The 16,653-nt window shown below is 39.7% G+C and carries 12 protein-coding genes, 1 pseudogene and 2 CRISPR repeat arrays; of the genes and pseudogenes, 11 read left to right on the top strand and 2 right to left on the bottom strand.

From position 1 onward, the window contains the following. The 9 genes and pseudogenes from cas10d to CDC37_RS22410 all read left to right on the top strand — a co-directional run bounded on the left by cas10d (position 1) and on the right by CDC37_RS22410 (position 13,058). The gene (gene cas10d / locus CDC37_RS22450) at positions 1 to 3,366 is read left to right on the top strand and encodes a type I-D CRISPR-associated protein Cas10d/Csc3 (protein ID WP_096625304.1); all 3,366 of its coding nucleotides are present in this window, start codon (positions 1 to 3) and stop codon (positions 3,364 to 3,366) included. A gap of 77 nt (positions 3,367 to 3,443) precedes the next feature. Further along, the gene (gene cas7d / locus CDC37_RS22445) at positions 3,444 to 4,469 is read left to right on the top strand and encodes a type I-D CRISPR-associated protein Cas7/Csc2 (protein ID WP_096625302.1); all 1,026 of its coding nucleotides are present in this window, start codon (positions 3,444 to 3,446) and stop codon (positions 4,467 to 4,469) included. Between the two features lie 5 nt (positions 4,470 to 4,474). Continuing rightward, positions 4,475 to 5,188 (top strand): type I-D CRISPR-associated protein Cas5/Csc1, encoded by a 714-nt coding sequence (cas5d, locus tag CDC37_RS22440; RefSeq protein WP_096625300.1) that lies wholly within the window; start codon positions 4,475 to 4,477, stop codon positions 5,186 to 5,188. 205 nt (positions 5,189 to 5,393) lie between these two features. Further along, a pseudogene (locus CDC37_RS22435) lies at positions 5,394 to 5,979 on the top strand (hypothetical protein); the annotation flags it as partial. A 56-nt stretch (positions 5,980 to 6,035) separates the two neighbouring features. After that, positions 6,036 to 6,884 carry a CRISPR-associated endoribonuclease Cas6 gene (cas6, locus tag CDC37_RS22430; RefSeq protein ID WP_096625298.1) on the top strand — a complete coding sequence of 283 codons (849 nt, stop codon included), beginning with the start codon at positions 6,036 to 6,038 and terminating at the stop codon, positions 6,882 to 6,884. Positions 6,885 to 7,056: 172 nt separating this feature from the next. Further along, positions 7,057 to 7,698 carry a CRISPR-associated protein Cas4 gene (gene cas4 / locus CDC37_RS22425; protein WP_096625296.1) on the top strand — a complete coding sequence of 214 codons (642 nt, stop codon included), beginning with the start codon at positions 7,057 to 7,059 and terminating at the stop codon, positions 7,696 to 7,698. A gap of 194 nt (positions 7,699 to 7,892) precedes the next feature. Continuing rightward, a complete protein-coding gene (cas1d, locus tag CDC37_RS22420; RefSeq protein WP_096625294.1) occupies positions 7,893 to 8,897 on the top strand; it encodes a type I-D CRISPR-associated endonuclease Cas1d in 1,005 nt (334 codons plus the stop codon). Positions 8,898 to 9,322: 425 nt separating this feature from the next. Continuing rightward, positions 9,323 to 9,595 carry a CRISPR-associated endonuclease Cas2 gene (cas2, locus tag CDC37_RS22415; protein WP_096625292.1) on the top strand — a complete coding sequence of 91 codons (273 nt, stop codon included), beginning with the start codon at positions 9,323 to 9,325 and terminating at the stop codon, positions 9,593 to 9,595. Positions 9,596 to 9,867: 272 nt separating this feature from the next. Continuing rightward, positions 9,868 to 11,803: direct repeats of the CRISPR family, unit length 37 nt; unit sequence GTTACAAAACTAAATAATCCCTATTAGGGATTGAAAC. Positions 11,804 to 11,912: 109 nt separating this feature from the next. Then, positions 11,913 to 12,308: direct repeats of the CRISPR family, unit length 37 nt; unit sequence GTTACAAAACTAAATAATCCCTATTAGGGATTGAAAC. 201 nt (positions 12,309 to 12,509) lie between these two features. Continuing rightward, a complete protein-coding gene (locus CDC37_RS22410; protein ID WP_096626540.1) occupies positions 12,510 to 13,058 on the top strand; it encodes a phycobiliprotein lyase in 549 nt (182 codons plus the stop codon). A gap of 182 nt (positions 13,059 to 13,240) precedes the next feature. Here CDC37_RS22410 and CDC37_RS22405 read toward each other — a convergent pair whose 3' ends face one another. Together CDC37_RS22405 and CDC37_RS22400 are read right to left on the bottom strand one after the other, a co-directional pair. Next, positions 13,241 to 13,936, bottom strand: coding sequence for a potassium channel family protein (locus CDC37_RS22405; RefSeq protein ID WP_096625290.1), 696 nt, complete (start codon positions 13,934 to 13,936; stop codon positions 13,241 to 13,243). Positions 13,937 to 13,999: 63 nt separating this feature from the next. Next, positions 14,000 to 15,334 (bottom strand): TrkH family potassium uptake protein, encoded by a 1,335-nt coding sequence (locus CDC37_RS22400; RefSeq protein ID WP_096625288.1) that lies wholly within the window; start codon positions 15,332 to 15,334, stop codon positions 14,000 to 14,002. Positions 15,335 to 15,492: 158 nt separating this feature from the next. Here CDC37_RS22400 and CDC37_RS22395 point away from each other — a divergent pair, with 158 nt between their 5' ends. Further along, the gene (locus CDC37_RS22395; protein WP_096625286.1) at positions 15,493 to 16,335 is read left to right on the top strand and encodes a methyltransferase domain-containing protein; all 843 of its coding nucleotides are present in this window, start codon (positions 15,493 to 15,495) and stop codon (positions 16,333 to 16,335) included. Positions 16,336 to 16,478: 143 nt separating this feature from the next. Then, positions 16,479 to 16,634, top strand: coding sequence for a hypothetical protein (locus CDC37_RS24595; RefSeq protein WP_157780819.1), 156 nt, complete (start codon positions 16,479 to 16,481; stop codon positions 16,632 to 16,634). Positions 16,635 to 16,653 lie beyond the last annotated feature (19 nt).

The raw sequence follows: 16,653 nt of genomic DNA, 5'->3' as shown, positions 1-16,653 counted from the left end.
ATGAATAACTTAGAAGATAATTTGGAGAATTTGGATGATGAGTTACCGGAGGAAGTACCAGATTATGATTTTACAAAAGAAGAAGATGATGATGAATTCCTTCTAAAAAAGGAACTGCTCACAATACGCTTGTTCATAGAAGCAGTAAAAAAATCAAAAGGGAATCAGGATGATGCGACTTTAGAAAAGTTTGCGAAATATGTTTTACCACATATAATTTTACAATTAGCAGGTGCAACTGCAAAAGGTGGGAAGTTTTTTGATGTCACTATTCCCAAAATCAACGCTAAACGTGCTTCTGAAGGTAAGCCACCTGTTGATAGCACCAGAAATGCAGGTGATCAATCGATAATTGCACATTTACTGAATGGATTATTTCCCACCTATCGAATTATCAAGGAATTGCAAAAATCCAGTGTAACTAATCCAGTTAAACGTAACTTAGGTGAGTTACAAGTTTGTATTTTTATCGTTGCTTACCTACTGCATGATTATGAAAAATTTCCTGATTACATAGCATGGTTGATAGAGAATAATGTAGCTGACAGAGATTGGGAATTAGAACCTCCTCAGAAAGCAGATGCACCCAATTTAGGAAGGGATTACATTGCCAAAAAAATCCAAGATTTTGGTTTGCATCATTTACTAGGTGAGAATTGGCGAGATTTTATTGACGATATTATTGAAATTAGCAGTAATTCTGGTGTGAAACACGACTCAGATTTAGGTCTTGCTACCCGTGGTTTAAAAACCCTAGATGATGACAGATTAGATAGTCGCATTCGACAGGATTTAATTGACCTAGTTTCCCTATCTGATTTGTTTGCTTCTGTCGTCAAACATCCTAGAGATGTAGAAACTGGTCGCTTACCGAATCTCATTAGCAGACTCAGTAACCATCAATTAAAACTCACATACCATTCCCTTTGCGAAAATCGTGGTGTTCTCACGAATATCCTCAATAATGCCATCATTGAAGCGCACCCCGAAGAATTTTATACCCCACTACTCTACTTACCTGATGGTGTTGTTTACCTAGCTAGTCAAGATGCAACGGAAATTAATACCGATGACATACCTGAAAGAGTAGTTAATAAGGTGAAATACCTGTGTGGTGAAAAACTCAGAGAAAGACAAACCGGATTTAATCGGGATGGGAAGGGATTTAAATTCGCAGATTACTATTGGTTATTCTTTGATGTCATCGGATTAATGAAAGTCAGTATCGATGCAGCTTGTCGATTACTTCCTGATGGTAAAACAGCTTCCAGTGGGAAAAGGGGTGAAAGTTTACAAAGCTATCAAACCCAGGGTGAGTTATCAACAAATCTCAACTTGCAATTTCCCAGTGAAATTCGGATTGATAGATTAGCGGAATTTGGTGATATTTTGTGTCGAGGAATTTGGGGTAGTTGGTGTGAAAGGGTAAAACAAGCACAAAAAGATATACCTAAAGCCAAAAGAAAAATACCACCAGAACTGGATTTAACTCAAAAGTTGGCGGAATATTTAGGATTATCCGATGAAATACCAGCTATTAAACAAATTCAATCCCTGAAAAAAACAGGTGGTGTTCCTTTAGATTGGTACTATCTTGCAGCGCAGTATTTCCGCAAGCATCCGGGTAAGGATTTTGCTCAAATCTTGGAAGTTATGCGAGGAATGGTAAGTTATGCAGAAGGTATAATTCAGCCAATTCTTCAAGAATTTCAAGATATTCCTGATGGTTGGAAGGATTTAAAAATCTATGTGCAACGAGTTATATTCTTACCGACACAAGCAGTAGTCACACCAGAAATTGACCCCTTCCTGGAGGAATTACGACGTTATCAAGCAGCAAAAGTAACGGGAAGAGGTAGGGAAAATGTCTGTGCAATGTCGAGTTCTGCTTACACTGTCACTGAACAGATGGAGTCAGCAACTTTATTTGCACCGCAAGTTTACAGCAACCGACAAATTTTATTTAATGCTCAAGCTGCAAAACGACAAATCTGCTCAATTTGGTCGATTGAAATCATGTTGAGACAGATTTTAATGAATCAAACTAATGCGGTAGGTGCGGATTTTGAAGGTCGTAAATATCGCTATCTCTATCTTTATCCAACTTATTTTTTTACACCGGAGACAAATAAATTTTTACAATTAGCCTACAATCAATTTGCCAGAACTAGGTTTGATGCAGAGTTACGCAAGCATTTTATTACTGAGAAACAAATTGCGAAGTTTGACATTACCAATTATCAGCAAGTTGATACCTTACTTATCAAGGAAAGTCTGAAACCAGAGGATGATAAAACCTTTAAAATAAGCTTTCCTGAACAGGAAACTTTGACATTTTTCTTCTTGGGATTACCTCCCGGAAGAGATGCGACAGATACGGAATCTTGGGTGACACCAGCTTGGTTAGCATTGACATTACCACTGGTAATGGATGTAAAAGTTGTCGCTTCTGAATCCCCTGTTCCTCCTTTTATTAGTGGTGCTGATTTTGCCGAAACTGTGTTATTAGATGGAGAACATCAAGCAATTCGTTCTCTAGTGAAAAAAGATATCTATCGTTTAGATAGTATTCTTCCTAGGAATTCAGAAAAACGGGAATTTTCACCTTTGAATGCACTCACTGCTGCTTATTGTATTCACCTAGAAGTAAATCGGAAAAAGGATGGTGATCCAGATTGGGGTAAATTATCAGATTTAGCAAGAGATTTGGAAACAAGTCCCTTGTATGTTTTTCATTATCTCACTAAATGGTTACGTAAACCCAAAAAAGATAAAGACAATCAACAGAAGACAATGGATTCTGTCCCAATCGCTAAGATTCGTCTTTATATGGATTTGTATAAGTACTTTGAACCAGGAGAAGAAACTGTGAATAAATTGCGGAAATTAACAGAACTCTATCGCCGTTTTTATCGTGCAAAAAGTTCTTATGCGAAAGCAAACGCAATCCTCAAACCCATTGATGAAGCTGCGGATGTGATTTTGAAAATTGACAAAGCTGTTGTACCAGACACCGAATCATTAACAGACGTAGTAGCAGCGCGTTTAGCAAAATTAATGAATAATGTTAGGAGGAGAACTGCGGAGGGGAAACCGACCCTTACTTTTGTGGATGGAAAGTGGAAACCTGCACTTACTTCCGAACAAGAACGTCAAGCAGTATATGACTTTGCTCAGTATTTTGTTGAAGAAATATTTAAAGAGAGTTTTAAAAGCGATCGCGCGCGTTTAGCAGGTACACAACTCAACCTCATCCGCGATACCTGCGAATATCTCTATCGTCTTACAGACGATGAAGAACGTAAAAACCTTCCCCAAACAGAACCTGAAGATATTCCTGATTTGGGTGTTGATGATGCAGCCTAAATATTTAGAGACGCGATCTATCGCGTCTCTACAATAGATTTCGTATTTTTGTTTAACCTTAACCCTTGGAGAAACATATGAACTTTCTGAAAACCGTTGACGCTAAATTCTTCCACAACGAAATCCCAGCAAAACCAATGGGTAAATATGCTCATTTTGTGACAATTCGTATCACTGAATCTTACCCATTATTCCAAACAGACGGAGAATTAAATAAAGTCAAAGTGCGTGCTGGTATTCAACATGCAGAAGCAATTAGTCGTTTGGCAATGTTTAAACGCAAACAATCCACACCCGAACGTTTAACTGGGAGAGAATTACTCAGGAATTACAAAATTGGTGACTGGGAAAAATGCGACTATAACGTCGATTTTAGTAAAACTACTCCCGATTGTATTCTCTATGGTTTTGCCATTGGTGATGCTGGTTCGGAAAAATCTAAAGTTGTCGTAGACACAGCTTTTTCCATTACACCCTTTGATGACTCTCACCTGAACTTTACCCTGAATGCTCCCTATGAAAATGGGACTATGAGTCGCAATGGGGAAGTTACAAGCAGAATTAACAGTCAAGACCACATTCTACCTCAAGTTTTCTTCCCTAGTATTGTCACCCTCAAAGACCCCACAGAAGCGGGATTTTTGTATATATTCAATAATATTCTGAGAACCCGTCACTATGGAGCGCAAACAACCCGAACTGGACGAGTAAGAAATGAGTTAATGGGAGTAATTTTTGCTGACGGAGAAATTGTTAGTAACCTACGTTGGACACAGAAAATATATGATTTATTAAGTTTCGATGGCAAAATTAATCCACCCGATCCATTAAATGAAGATGATGTTCGCAAAGCAGCAATTAAAGCAATTAATGAATTAATGACTCAAGAATATGTCACCCATACTGATTATATCGGAGAAAATTTCACTCCCTTACTAGATGAAGTTAAGTTAATTACTAGCAATGAAGCAAAACTTCAAGAATTGCTGACGCAAGCAAATCTTGAATCTTCTGCTTATGCACAGAAATATATTTCCAAGAATTCGGAAGCGAAGAATTCCGAGAAAGGAAAAAAAGGTAAAAAAGCTGCTGCAATGGAGTGAGAATTATGAGTTTTATCTACCATTGTCAAATCGAATTGCATGATAGTATGTATCATGCTACTCGCGAAATCGGTAGACTCTACGAAACAGAGCCAATAATTCACAATTATGCACTTTGCTATGCACTGGGGTTAATTGACAGTGACAAATATGCAACTAATGTCCCAGAGGAAGATTCCTATCGCTATTTTTGTCCAGAACAAGTACCAAAATACGAACAACATTTAACCCCTCTCAATCAACAGGGTATTTATGTCACCCCTGCTGCTTCTATTCACCATACCTCTGTTCTCAATACATGGAAGTATGCCAATAATAATTACCATGTGGAAATGGAGAAAACCCAAAAAAACATTCCTAGTTTTGGTAGAGCAAAAGAAATTGCACCGGAAAGTCAATTTGAGTTTTTTATCATTTCCCAAAAAGACATCAAAGACTTGTTACCAAAATGGATTCGTTTGGGAAAATGGATGAGTAAAGCGGAGGTAATGGTTAATAAATTAGCTGAAGCTCCAGTAACTGAAGGTTTATTCACTTGTAAACACCCTTTAAACCCTTTGGATGTGATGTTTACAAATCAAGTATTTAGTTACGATGTGGTGAATATGCCTCCTGTTAGTTTAATTCAAAATGTGCAAATGCGAGGACAATATTACCAAATCAAAGAGATGAAAGAGATGAAAATTCCGGCTCGAATGGCTTATTATTTTCGTAGTTAATCATTACTATCGGATGGTTTACCGACCAACCAGTGGTGAACCATCAGCAAACTTTGAATTCTGTGAAATACTATCAACAAAAACTTAATGCTTTCCCCTTTGATTATAGCGGTTCCCGGTCTGGTGAGGTACGATTTTAATTCTGCTTGTATTTTGATCAAAGCTAGAGAATTTTAGATGTACCTCAGTTGCTTGGGAAAAGCTATACCTCAATCACCTCTGGGGGAAATTCATGCTTGTCCCTACCTTAGCGTCAACAACCTGAATCGTGATTTTGTCGGGAATAAAGGTTTTTCTGTCGTGTTTGCGTGATCGCATATCTCTTTAGTAGAACAAAAGTTCTTCTATTTTCAGTCTTACTTGGATTTAGCTCTCCAACCAAATTGTAATGTTTTCTACCTGAATCCGTTGTTACTTCAGGAAGGTTCCCGTGTTGATCCCCATGTTGATCGTTCTTTACGTTCCTATTGCAAGACCGTTGAACCACCTTTGTGAGGCGAATTGAAAGCCCTTCTTGAGGGAAACACAGCTATTGCAAGACCGTTGAACCACCTTTGGTTGTGAGTGTTCTCTGTGTCCGTCTACCTCTGAATATGGAAGGGGGAGAACTGGTTCTCAAAGCAAATAAACGTCATTTGGGACAAACTCAACCCCAGATCAACACTTTGCTGCACTTTCAAGGTGACTTAACCCATGCTGTTAACCCGGTGAAAACTCCCGGATATCGATTGAGTTTGGTTTGCGAGCAGTATAATTTGACCGATGGAGAACAAGAGAAGATCCCACATTAGTGGAGTCATTATAGTGGAGTTACAGGTGGTTCAATTTACGAAAAAGTCAAAAAAATATGCCTCATAGCCTAATTCTCAACCTCATCCCCAAATCCCCCATCTACCCTAACTACCTCACCGGGAGACACTACCACGCTTTATTTTTGAATCTGATTAGTTCGGTGGATCGCAATCTCGGTGACAAACTTCACGACTCTACCGCAGATAAAGCTTTTACCCTTTCACCTCTGCAAGTTCAAACAAATCATAGGTATCAACACAAAAATTCCCAATACAGTAAGCTACTACAAGTTGAGCAACCGCAACCGATTCCTCCTGGTACTCCTTGTTGGTGGAGGATATCCCTACTCGATGATACGTTGTTTGGTAAGTTAACACCCCTGTGGTTAAATATTAATCCAGAGCAACCTTGGCGTTTGGGTAGTGCGGATTTATTTATTACCAGTATTTTGGCTACACCCCAATCTACCCAGCCCTGGGCAAACTCTTGCAGTTATGGGCAATTATATCAGCAAGCGAGCGATTCTGAACGGGTGATTTCGTTAAGTTTTGCAACTCCTACGGCTTTTCGTCAGGGTAAGTATGATACGACCTTACCGACAAGGGAATCTGTTTTTAATTCTTTACTATCTCGGTGGAATAAATATAGTGGAATTGAGTTTACAAAGGTGAATTTGGAGAGTGTTTTTCCCAGTTTTATAAATATTCATACGGAAATAGTTGCTGATTCTCGCAGCAAATTTATTGGGATTGTTGGGGAAGTTAGCTATCGGATTATGGGGGATATTGAAGCAATGGAAATTAAGAGGATAAATGCTTTAGCTGATTTTGCTATTTTCGCTGGAGTGGGGAGGAAGACGACAATGGGGATGGGAATGGTGAGGAGAGTGAATAATAATTCGTAATTTTTAATAGCCTGCGGCAACGCTTCGCGTACGTAATACCCGCTACGCGGAAAGCAAGCTATGTAATTTGTAATGCCTGCTATTTGGGGAGGAAGCTACTTAATTTGTAAGTTTATTTCGTAGGTTATTGCTGATTAATAATTTATCTGGATATGTAGAAAGTGAAGTAATCATGAATAATCAAAAAGAGACTCTATCTTCTGTCATCTGTAATTCTGCTGTTAGCACGGATGATTATATTTCTATTGCTGCCTTAAATCAATATTCCTATTGTCCCCATCGTTGTTGGAGAATGCATTGTTTGGGTGATTTTATGGATAATCAATACACGATTGAAGGGACAAGTTTACATGAGCGGGTGCATACTATCGGGGATAGTAATCGTGAGGAAGTTTGGCAAGTGCGTGCAATTTGGTTGAAGTCAGATAAGTATAAATTAATTGGTAAATCGGATTTAATTGAGTTGGAAAATGGGGAATGGTATCCGGTGGAATATAAACGGGGAAGAAAGGGGGAGTGGGATAATGATGAATTACAGGTGTGCGCTCAAGCTTTGTGTTTGGAGGAAATGACGGGAAAAAGTATTGGAGTTGGGTATGTTTATTATGCGCAAACTCACCAGCGACAGTTGATAGAAATTAATCAGGAATTACGTCAGCAAACTATTACCGCGATCGCAGAGGTTACAAAATTATTGAAAACTGGAATGATGCCACGGGCTGTGTATAGTCAGCGCTGTAAAGGTTGCAGTTTGGAACCGCAATGTTTACCCAAGGTTGGAGAGAAAATCAGGAAGTATTGTGAAACTGATTGAGAGATTTTTTTGCCGAATAATACGGGATACAGGAGTAAACTTAAATCTTGTAGAACCTGAGCAAATACCTAAATCAAATCATCATATTTATATTTACGGTAATTAGTTACTCCAATCTTTATACTGGAATTTGTAGTTTATTTCAACATGCTTAAATTTTAAATCAAAAAATCTCAAATCAAAAATCAGGAATTATGGGAACATTATACGTAACACAGGAAGATGCTTTTATCGCCAAAGTTGATGAAAGATTAAATGTCAAATATGATAAAAAGACGATTTTAGACGTTCCTTTGATTAAAATAGATGGTTTAGTAGTCATGGGAAGAGTCAGTATTTCCCCAATGGCGATTTCCGAATTAATTAATCATAAAATACCACTGACTTTTTTAACTGCAAACGGTAAATATATAGCTCGTTTAGAACCGGAAATGAGTAAAAATGTATATTTACGAAATGCTCAGTGGAAAGCTGCTGGTGAGTCATTCCAAGCTCTTCATGTTGTCAAGGGTTTTGTGAGAGGAAAACTCAAGAATTATCGCTATGCTCTAGCAAAAACTCAACGCAGCTACAGTGATGTTGATCTCTGTGAAAATTTAACCACTTTGGGAAATGCGATCGCATCCCTAGAAACAGCAGCGACTATTGATTCTGTTCGCGGTTATGAAGGTGTAGGAAGTGCAGCTTATTTTGCTTGCTTTAATCAATTACTCCGGAATGAAAACTTCTGTTTTACAAATCGTAATCGTCGTCCACCAGTTGACCCAGTTAACTCTCTGTTAAGTTTGGGATATTCATTGCTACGACACGACATACAAGGAGCTTTAAACATTGTTGGGTTTGACCCCTATTTAGGATACTTACATGTCGAACGTTATGGTAGACCCTCCTTAGCACTAGATTTAATGGAAGAATTTCGACCTTTGATTGTCGATGCTGTGGTGATTTCAGCAATTAATCGAAAGATTTTCAAACCTTCAGATTTTGTCACCGAACCGGTAAGTAATGCGGTTTCCCTGACTAAGGAAGCTTTACATACCTTTTTGCGCTTATATCAGGAGAAAAAATTGACAAAATTTAAACACCCTGTTTTGGGAATTCAAAAAACCTATCAGGAAAGCTTTGAAATTCAAGCTCGTTTGTTGGGTAAGTACCTAATGGGGGAAATAGACAAGTATCCTCCCTTAGTCATGAAGTAACTGTTTGTTGAAGTGATCCCATAAATCCACACTGTCACTAGCGATCGCTAATTCCATCTCTCCTTTGTCATCAAGTAACTGAATCTCTCTTTGTCTCCTTCAGAGATTGAACTGACTAGCGATCGCTAATTCCATCTCTCCTTTGTCATCAAGTAACTGAATCTCTCTTTGTCTCCTTCAGAGATTGAACTGACTAGCGATCGCCAATTCCATTTTTCCTTTGTCATCAAGTAACTGAATCTCTCTTTGTCTCCTTCAGAGATTGAACTGACTAGCGATCGCCAATTCCATTTTTCCTTTGTCATCAAGTAACTGAATCTCTCTTTGTCTCCTTCAGAGATTGAACTGACTAGCGATCGCTAATTCCATCTCTCCTTTGTCATCAAGTAACTGGTTCTTAAAGTGATTATTTTTTGTGTCAAGTCATGTTTGTAGTTGTCTCCTACGATATTCCTCAAGATAAGCGTCGTACTAAAATTCATCGCATTCTCAAATCCTACGGACAGTGGATGCAGTATTCTGTATTTGAGTGCGATTTAACAGACACTCAGTACGCAAAATTGCGATCGCGGCTTTCCAAATTGATAAAACCAGATGAAGATAGTGTGCGCTTTTACTTCCTTTGTGCCTGCTGCCAAGGTAAAGTAGAGCGTATCGGCGGTGAAATGCCACGAGATAATTCTATATTCCTTGTCTGATTTCGTAATTATTTGTCGATTTGGGTGCGAACCAGGGGGTGTAAAAATAGGATGAGGCTTTTTTTCGCTGGAAATACTTGCTGGATAAGGGTTTCCCGGCTTGGGAACCAAAAGGAGGTTCGCACCATTCTCGAAAAGCTTACTATGAATGGTTTTGAGCGTTTTTTCTCCGCCTTCCCCTTGACAAGTCAGTGGCTGAAAGAGTATTTTAAAAGAGGTTCGCACCTTTGCACCTTGAAAACTAAATATGGTAAGGGTTCTGACTATGAACGGTTACAAAACTAAATAATCCCTATTAGGGATTGAAACCGAGTATGTCGCTACCCAGGAGCAGCTGATGACTTGTTACAAAACTAAATAATCCCTATTAGGGATTGAAACCTCCGGGATCATGCTATCATCCGTGACAAACATGTACGTTACAAAACTAAATAATCCCTATTAGGGATTGAAACACTGATGCCGGCTTCGATGGGCTGAAGTTGCCTGGTTACAAAACTAAATAATCCCTATTAGGGATTGAAACTTACCGCCTGTAGTTTGTCCGCATCTAGTAGAGCTAGTCTTAGTTACAAAACTAAATAATCCCTATTAGGGATTGAAACGTCTATGGTTCCCTATGCTGCCCCCTCCCCCAAGGTTACAAAACTAAATAATCCCTATTAGGGATTGAAACGCTTCACCAGCAAAAGGTGTCAGCTCTGAACGCGTTACAAAACTAAATAATCCCTATTAGGGATTGAAACCTTTTCTAGCTTTGCCCTCATCCAATACACCTCCTCGTTACAAAACTAAATAATCCCTATTAGGGATTGAAACCTTATAGCCGCCGTTCCTGGAAACCAGGATGCAGCTATCCGTTACAAAACTAAATAATCCCTATTAGGGATTGAAACACCTCACCACCCACACCCTTATGATACTAATGAGTTACAAAACTAAATAATCCCTATTAGGGATTGAAACTGGGATTTCAGAAAAGATCGTCGTCGTCGTCGTGTTACAAAACTAAATAATCCCTATTAGGGATTGAAACATTGTCTAAGCTAAGGCTTTATCTATGATATGCTTGTTACAAAACTAAATAATCCCTATTAGGGATTGAAACTTTCCGCGCGTGGGATTGCGCGGAAAGGAATAGGAGTTACAAAACTAAATAATCCCTATTAGGGATTGAAACAGCATATGAGCAGCAGCAGAGTGCCTTCCGCCAATGGCAGGTTACAAAACTAAATAATCCCTATTAGGGATTGAAACAGCTTAAGGGGTAACTAGTGAGAGAGGTGACAAATAGTTACAAAACTAAATAATCCCTATTAGGGATTGAAACCAAATAAGGTCTGCCATCTCTTTTCTCCTTTGTTACGTTACAAAACTAAATAATCCCTATTAGGGATTGAAACTACCTATGCCTTAGTCTACTCAAGATCATAGGTATACCGTTACAAAACTAAATAATCCCTATTAGGGATTGAAACTGCATTCAACGTAGGCAAAGCCTATGAGCTCGACCACACGTTACAAAACTAAATAATCCCTATTAGGGATTGAAACTACCAGAGAATAGGTTGCTATCACTAAGAAGGTAGGTTACAAAACTAAATAATCCCTATTAGGGATTGAAACCGACTTCAATACCCTGCGACAAGCCCTAGACACGGGTTACAAAACTAAATAATCCCTATTAGGGATTGAAACGCACCATAGATGATGCTAAATATTAGCGCTTTGGGTTACAAAACTAAATAATCCCTATTAGGGATTGAAACAGATATGTAGGGGGCTCCGTTATCGTCCTCGGCTGTTACAAAACTAAATAATCCCTATTAAGGATTGAAACCACAGCGCACCAAACGCTTTGGCGGAATCAAGAAGGTTACAAAACTAAATAATCCCTATTAGGGATTGAAACACCTACTGATTGGCGCGGATATTGATCGCGCGGAGCTTAGTTACAAAACTAAATAATCCCTATTAGGGATTGAAACGTTAGGTACACACCGAACCCAAAGCCATTGACACTGTTACAAAACTAAATAATCCCTATTAGGGATTGAAACACGGTAGATTTCGTACCGGGACACCTCTGGAAGCCTTGCGTTACAAAACTAAATAATCCCTATTAGGGATTGAAACGAACGCTGCAGAAGAGGAAAACCAGCTAGCTGCAGGTTACAAAACTAAATAATCCCTATTAGGGATTGAAACGATCTGATACTGCTAGATGTAAATGCTACCTGTCCTTCTCTTGGTTTGATAAGGATAATTCATTTGAATTGAAACGATCTGATACTGCTAGATGTAAATGCTACCGCTATGTTACAAAACTAAATAATCCCTATTAGGGATTGAAACAGAATCCGGCAAGCCGTACAGATGTAGCACATCGTTACAAAACTAAATAATCCCTATTAGGGATTGAAACGAGTCACGCCTTCAAGAGCCTGCCATGCTCTGTGTGTTACAAAACTAAATAATCCCTATTAGGGATTGAAACGCTCATATTCCCTCAGCTATCTGCTATCATTTGCTTCAGTTACAAAACTAAATAATCCCTATTAGGGATTGAAACGTCTGCCACCGCCTGTGCATACGCCAGATTGGGGTTACAAAACTAAATAATCCCTATTAGGGATTGAAACACGAGATGTAAGGAACAGCAGGAAATTTGACAACGTTACAAAACTAAATAATCCCTATTAGGGATTGAAACGTATAAATCCTTACTCTGGTTATTTACTCAGTTAGCGAGGGCTACTTGCCTTCATTCACGAGGTCGGAACCTCGTAGATTCTACCCCCACGCAGAGCATGGGTGCGAGGGAAAAGGTAGGCGTATTTACGCCGCGTGGTACTAGGAGGTTAATTTGAGGATATGATTTTGATTGGGTGTATTAAACTGGATTACTCAAGCTATGTCTATTCAGGAATTTCAGGCTTTTTTTGATTGCTGTGTGGGAAAATGGAGTACGGAGCGGACGTATCATTACCTCACAAAACGGGAAGTCGAGCGATCGCACACGGATTTTGTGGTGGAGCCAATTACGGATACGGCGAAACTGCAAGTTCTCCAGGACAATCAATTCCCGATACCCACAAATCTGGAAATCCTTCCCGGATATCATCTAGAGTTTGAAACTGTCTCCGAAACGGGTGAAAAAGTTTCCCAGCAGTTAAATATGTTGTTTGTCACAGAAGGTAATGGGAAAATTATCACCGGACAATATCTACGCGATCGCGCTTATGAGGAAGATCGACCCATAGTTGCCGATTTCCAGTTTGACATCAGTAAGTGTGAATTGCTGATGACAACTAAATATACCCGTGTTGTCGCAGTGGACTCGATTACCCTGATTAACCCTAATCTCCGCATTCGTAAAATTATCACCTATTGTCGTCCAGAGGATAATCAACCCCTTCAAGAAGTCGTTTTAGTGGGATTTGGTGTGGAACAGAAAGCCTAGGTATAAAACCCGCACTTCTCACAAAACCCTAAAACTCATCGGGAATAGGGAGTAGTCCGTGATGGGAGTAGAAGGAAAATCAATCCGTTACTCAAGGCTTACAACTTACGCGTGAGAAATCCAGGAAAAGACCTGGAAGCAACATCAGCTTAGAATCCCCTGTGTTTCAACCAGGGGAGATGTTAAATCGGTAAACGATTAATATCCTTATTACAACCAATCACCACCATTGCCGCACCTTTGTATAGCCGTTGGTAGGGGTCTGGATTAATCTTGAATTTACCATCTTGACTTACTGCCAATAAATTCAACCCATAGCGATTTCTCAACTGTAATTCCGCCACGGTTTTACCATCAAATTCATCGGGAACAATAATTTCCACGATACTGTGTTCTGGGTCTAAATCAAACCGTTCCAAAATCGATGGTTTAGTTAAAGTTCGAGCGAGGGAACTTCCAGCTTCATACTCTGGAAATACCACATGGTCCGCACCCACCCGCTTTAACAGTTTACAATGCACTTCGGTGGAAGCTTTAGCAATAACATGGGGTACTCCACCCTCCTTCACATTTAAGGTCGTAATAATACTTTCCTGAATGTAATTACCAATCGCAATAATCACGGTATCAAACTCAAACAACCCAGCTTCTTTGAGCGCTGCTGGTTCAGTCGAATCCAGTTGTACAGCATGACCGACAATTTTTTCCGACAAAGCATCAGCAACCCGTTTTTCATCAATATCGGTAGCCAAAACCTGATACCCTAATCGATGCAGGGTGGAGCAAACGGAACGACCAAATCGACCCAACCCAATCACGGCAAACTGATGATTATCTTTGCGTAGGCTACGAAAAAACCCCAATGATGACAAATCCACAATGTTATGTCCTTAAAGAATATCGTGCAAATAATGAATGTACTAAAAAGTCAAAAATTGAGATTAACCCACACGGAGGTTTTCTTCGGGATAATGAATTCTGGTTGGTTGGGGGTCTCCCAAAATTGCCGACATTAGCAATAACACACCAACACGTCCCATATACATTGTGACAATTAGAATTAATTTGCCAGCAGTAGATACACTAGCAGTGATTCCCGTGGACAAGCCAACCGTAGCAAATGCTGAAACAGTTTCAAATAAAATTTGAATAAAAGGCAATTTGGGATCGGTCAAAGCAATTAGTATGGTGACACTCAAAACAGCAGCGATCGAACCAACTAGAACACCAACAGCCTTTAAAATTAACTGTAAAGGTATTTTCCGCTCATATAATAAAACTTCTTCCTTACCTTGCAAAATCGATTTTGTACAACTAGTTAAAACTCTTAACGTTGTGGTTTTTATCCCTCCCCCCGTACCACCGGGACTTGCACCGATAAACATTAAAGCGATGGTAATAAATAAACCCGCAGTTGTCATTTTACCGATATCCACACTATTGAAACCAGCAGTACGGGTTGTCACCGATTGAAACCAAGCTAATAAAAATTTATCAGCAATACTGTAGCCACCAAAAGTTGATGGATTACGGGTTTCTACACCAAAAAAAGCAACCGTCCCCAACACCAATAAAATTAGGGTTGTACTAGTTGCTACCTTAAAATCCAGGGAAAATATGAGTTTTGCTTGACGCTGCAAAATGCGATCACGTAACCACATATAGGTTTCAATCAAGACCTGATAACCAATCCCACCACAAATAATCAACATACTAATTGTGAATATAACCAATGGTGAGGTTTGGTACTTAACCAGGCTATCGCTAAATAAACCAAAACCAGCATTATTCCAAGCACTCACACTATGGAAAATCGCCAACCATAACCCCTCCCTCCAGCCAAATTCGGGAACAAAGGTAGTCATTAACAAGAATACACCCGTCAGTTCAAATATCAGCGTCGTCGCAATAATTGAACGAATGATTTGCCTACTCCCACTCATCCCCGGACGGTCTAAAGCTTGTTGAATGGCAATTTTTTGCCGCAAATCAAATTTGCGACCAGTCAACAAAATCAAAAATGTGGTGGTCGTCATATACCCCAAACCACCAATTTGCGCCAATAACATGATCCATAATTCACCCCAAAAGGAAAAGTGCGTACTCACATCCACTATCGATAGACCTGTAACGCACACAGCCGAAGTCGAGGTAAATAGGGCTACAATCAGGTCATTCCAAGTACCTGTGGTAGTCGAAAACGGCATCATTAACAATACCGTTCCCAGCAAAATCACAGCTAGGAACCCAAAACAAATCGTCCGAGAAACAGTCATATTCAGACATGTAAAAACAAATATAGAGGAAACAAGACGACAAGCAACCGAAAAATTGACTTGACGCAGAAAAATCCCCCATACAGATCAAAACACACATGGTAGCCTACGAGTATGGGTATTTTGATCTGCATTTTTTCTTTTGCTCGTGGTGCAATATGAATACTAGCCTCAACAATCGAATTCAAAACTTTTATGATGCTTCTTCCGGACTGTGGGAACAAATCTGGGGCGAACATATGCATCATGGTTACTATGGTGCAGACGGACTCACCAAAAAAGAACGTCGTCAAGCCCAAATCGACCTAATTGAAGAATTACTCCACTGGTCAAACCCAAACCCTGTCACGAATCTCCTAGATGTCGGCTGTGGTATCGGTGGTAGTTCATTATATCTTGCCCAGCGCTACCATGCTCGTGCGACTGGAATTACCCTCAGTACCGTCCAAGCTCAACGTGCTCAAGAACGAGCAAGTGAACAGGGTTTATCAGCCAGAACTAATTTCCTCGTAGCCGACGCTTTAAATATGCCCTTTGAGGATAACAGTTTTGATCTGGTTTGGACTTTAGAAAGTGGCGAACATATGCCTGATAAAGTCAAATTTCTCCAAGAATGCTATCGCGTACTACAACCAGGGGGAACCTTAATTATGGCTACCTGGTGTCACCGTCCCACCGATCAATCCCCCCTCAACCAAAATGAACAAAAATTACTAGCCGATATTTATCGAGTTTACTGTTTACCCTACGTAATTTCCCTACCCGAATATACTGAAATTGCTACAAAACTGCCATTAAAAGACTTGAAAATAGCCGATTGGTCAGCAGCTGTTGCTCCCTTTTGGAACGTCGTTATCGATTCTGCTTTCACACCCCAAGCCCTGTTTGGTTTGTTACGAGCTGGATGGACAACCATTCAAGGCGCTTTAGCCCTGGGTTTAATGCGTCAAGGCTACGAAAGTGGATTAATTCGCTTTGGCTTGGTTTGTGGGAGAAAATAATAGCCGATGGGGGACAGGGGAAAAGTGGGAGACAGGAGGAGAAAAGGGGGAATAATTGGCGATATTAGTCTCCACCACATTAAGGAAAGGCACGTACTAGCGCTAGTCTAGGACAACCCTGCGGATATAGCGCTTTATATTCCTTGTATTTATGTGATCAACAGTTTGAAAAAATGGGTTTAAATGCGATCGCAATTTTTCTGGTATCGGCTTTTCAAGTCCGTGATTGTTCCCCTATCGCAATTGTAATAAAAATGCGATCGCAATACCCAAAATTTAAATATGGCGATCGCCCTTGATTTATAAAATAGTTGCTAT

The sequence above is a fragment of the Calothrix sp. NIES-3974 genome (genome assembly GCF_002368395.1).
Taxonomy (GTDB): Bacteria; Cyanobacteriota; Cyanobacteriia; order Cyanobacteriales; family Nostocaceae; genus NIES-3974.
The sequence above is the reverse complement of the archived record's forward strand: the minus strand, read 5'-3'. Positions and strand labels throughout refer to the sequence as shown.